The sequence below is a fragment of the Nostocoides sp. genome (assembly GCF_035343835.1).
Classification (GTDB): domain Bacteria; phylum Actinomycetota; class Actinomycetes; order Actinomycetales; family Dermatophilaceae; genus Nostocoides_A; species Nostocoides_A vanveenii.
The window spans coordinates 1-3,224 of sequence record NZ_DAOQZV010000308.1 but is presented as its reverse complement, the minus strand read 5'-3'; the positions used below and the strand labels follow the sequence as shown (position 1 = coordinate 3,224).

The window sequence follows — 3,224 nt, the reverse complement described above, 5'->3', positions numbered from 1 at the left end:
TCAGAGGTGCTGGCTGGTGCGACCGGCCTCCGGTCGCGGACTGATCAGAGGTACTGGCCGGTGCCACCGGCCTCCGGCGGGCCGCCGGGGCGCATCGGCATACCGGCCTGGGGGGCCTGCGCCTGCTCACCCGTCGCCGCGGGGTGACCAGGTGGCAGGGCATGGCGCATCTGCTGCAGTTGCGCTTGCGCGGCCATCTGCTGCGCGACCAGCGCCGCCTGGATGCCGTGAAAGAGGCCTTCGAGCCAGCCGACCAGCTGGGCTTGGGCGATGCGCAGTTCCGCATCGCTCGGCGTGGTCCCGGCCCCGAAGGGCAGCGCCAGCCGGTCGAGTTCGTCGACGAGCTCTGGGGCGAGGCCGTCCTTGAGTTCGGCGATGGAGCGCTGGTGGATCTCGGCCAGGCGCGCGCGGCCGGCCTCGTCGAGCGGGGCGCTGCGAACCTCGTCCAGCAGTTGCTTGATCATCGAGGCCACGCGCATCACCTTGGCCGGTTGTTCGACCAGGTCGGACGGGTTGCGCCCGCCGTCGCCCGACGCGACGACGCCCATGCCCTCGGGGGTCAGGACGACGATCCGGTTGCCCTCATCGGTGCCCATCGTCCGGGGGGCCGAGTCCTCAGCTGGCGATTGCGTCATAGCCGGTCATCTTGCCACCCCGTCCCCGGACGGGGCCGCTACCGCCGCGCGGCAGTGGCGCCGACCGACTGCTCCGGGAGGCCGGTGTGCGATCCGGGGGTCAGGCTGCGTCAGCCGATGTTCATCCGGGACTTCAGGGTGTCGCGCTTGTCCTCGAAGCGGGACGCCTGCTTGTCCAAGTCGGCCATGAAGGCATCGAGCTCGGTCCGGGCCTGCTCGCCGTCGGCGCCCAGGCCCTCGACGTCCCAGATCTTCCAGAAGCGCAGCACGGGGGCGACGACATCGTCGTGGTGCGAGCGCAGGTCGTAGATCCCGGCGACGGCGATCTCGACGGCCTTGCGCTGGAAGCCCGGGATGTCGGTGCCGGGCATCTGGAAGCCGGTCACGACATCGCGGATCGCACACATCGCCTGGTCCGGGGCCAGTTCCAGGGCCGCCCCGAGCAGGTTGCGATAGAAAATCATGTGGAGGTTCTCGTCGGCCGCGATCCGCTGGAGCAACTGTTCGCACATCGGGTCGTCGGTGTATTTGCCGGTGTTGCGGTGCGAGATCCGCGTCGCCAACTCCTGGAAGCTGACATACGCCAAGGAGCGCATCATGTCGCCGGAGTGGCTGGAGGTGTAGCCCGTGCCCATGTGCGTCATCCGGAAGCGCTCCAGCTGCACCGGGTCGACGAGCCTCTTGACGGTCATGTAGTCGCGCATCGCGATGCCGTGCCGGCCCTCCTCGGCAGTCCAGCGATGCACCCATTCCCCCCACGCGTCGTCGCGACCGAAGATGATCGCGATCTCGTGGTGATAGCTGGGCAGGTTGTCCTCAGTGAGCAGGTTGACGATCAGCGCGGACCGGGCGACATCGCTGAGCGGTGCGTCGTCTGGGCTCCACGGCTCGCCCCCCATCAATCCGTCGAAATTGCGGCCGTCCGACCACGGGATGTAGTCGTGCGGGAACCACTCCTTGGCCACCTTCATGTGCCGGTTGAGCTCGCCCTCGACAACCTGGTCGAGCTCACGAAGCAGGTCGGTCTGCGTCCATACGGTCGTGCTCATCTGCCCGCCTTCCGGATCGAGCGCCACCCGCGGGCAGCATTCCCTTTGGTTGACCCACGCTAGCGCTCGGAGGCCACGCTGCGCAGCGACGACCCCCAGCCGTATGCCGCGGCGAGCCCCCCGATTGCGACCATCAGCACCAGCGTGCTCGCCAGTCCCAACCACCCGACGAGGGCTCCTGCGGCCAGGGCGCCACCCGTCCAGCCCACGCCATAGGACAGCATGCGTCCCGCGGTGTTGACCCGGCCGAGGAGGTGCTCGGGAGTCACCTGCTGGCGATAGGTGAGGGCATTGATGATGACGACTTGATAGGCGACGCCCCAGGCGATCATCAGCGAGGTGGCGAGCATCCAGTGTCGGCTGAGCGCGACGGCGACCCCGGCTGCGGCCGAGGCGGGGATGAAGGCCAGGGTCACCCACGCGGTTGAGCGCTTTCGCAACAGCCGGGGCGTGAGCGCCGCGGCGATGATCCCGCCGATTCCCCAGGCCGCGAACAACATGCCGAATCGCAGACCGGATGTTCCGATGTGGAGGAGGCGATCGGCATACGGCACGGCGAGGGCCATGAAACCGGCGCCGGCCATGGACTGCAGCATCCCGATCACGGTCATCGCCCGCACGCCGGTGTGGGCCCAGAGGAAGCGGAGGCCCTCGCCGACATCGGCGCGGATCTGGCGCGCCGAGAAGGCGGGAGCCCGCGAGCGATCCCCCGTCATCGGGCGACGGATACTGCCCAACAAGACGGCCGAGGCGACGAAGCTGAAACTGTCGATCAGGAGCAGGTCGGCGGGATGGACGACGGCCAGCGCGATTCCGACGGCCATCGGCACCGACAGATCGAGCACCCCGCCGAAACCCCAGATCGCGGCATTCGCCTCGCCGATCCGGTCGCGCCCGACGAGCGTCGGTAGTGCCCCGAAGGCCGCCCCATCGAAGAGGGTGAACATTGCCTGGCTGACGAAGGCCGCGCCGAGCACATGGGGAATCGTCAGCATGCCGGCCTCATAGGCGATCGGGACCGAGGCGATCGCTGCGGCACACACCAGGTCGGTGCGGACCATCAGGCGTTTGCGGTCGAGCCGGTCGGCGAGCGCGCCGGCAAAGAGCCCGAAGAGGACGTAGGGGAGCCCCTCGAGCACGGTCGTCAGCGCAGTCAACGCCGGCGAGGCGCTGACGCGATAGATGAGCACCGGCATGACGACCGCGGTGACCAGCGACCCCATGACCGACACCTGCCGGGCGCCCCAGTAGCGGACGAAGTCGCGGTCGTCGCGCAGGCGGGTGGGGGCGGTCACGGGGTCACTCAACCATCCCTGTCCCCCAGGTGTTGGACTTCTCGCCCGCGCCCCGCGTTTCTACGCTACGAGTGCGGCTCCCGCACCCCCGTGCGGCCCGCTGCCACGTGCCGAACGGATCGTGCGGCGCGCGCCCGGTGAGGGGGCATGCGCGCTGCACGATCCGTTCTCGGCTCAAGGGTGCGAGCGGTCAGTTGCCGCGCCGAGTGACATGGGGCGCGCGACGGATGCTCGCTGCGGCGATG

3 protein-coding genes are annotated in these 3,224 nt (G+C 69.2%); all 3 read right to left on the bottom strand.

All coding sequences use genetic code 11. The features are described 5' to 3' along the window. Nucleotides 1-44: 44 nt before the first annotated feature. On the bottom strand, nucleotides 45-635 hold the full coding sequence (locus PKH97_RS15305) for a bacterial proteasome activator family protein (RefSeq protein WP_324388462.1): 591 nt from the start codon (nucleotides 633-635) through the stop codon (nucleotides 45-47). A gap of 110 nt (nucleotides 636-745) precedes the next feature. Next, entirely contained in the window at nucleotides 746-1,684 is a 939-nt protein-coding gene (locus PKH97_RS15300; protein ID WP_324388461.1) for an acyl-ACP desaturase, read from the bottom strand. A gap of 59 nt (nucleotides 1,685-1,743) precedes the next feature. Then, nucleotides 1,744-2,979 (bottom strand): MFS transporter, encoded by a 1,236-nt coding sequence (locus tag PKH97_RS15295; RefSeq protein ID WP_324388459.1) that lies wholly within the window; start codon nucleotides 2,977-2,979, stop codon nucleotides 1,744-1,746. Nucleotides 2,980-3,224 lie beyond the last annotated feature (245 nt).

Bases quoted from the DNA above. Each gene is read 5' to 3' on its own strand.
- PKH97_RS15305 (WP_324388462.1), bottom strand. From the start codon at position 635: ATGACGCAATCGCCAGCTGAGGACTCGGCCCCCCGGACGATGGGCACC.
- PKH97_RS15300 (WP_324388461.1), bottom strand. From the start codon at position 1,684: ATGAGCACGACCGTATGGACGCAGACCGACCTGCTTCGTGAGCTCGAC.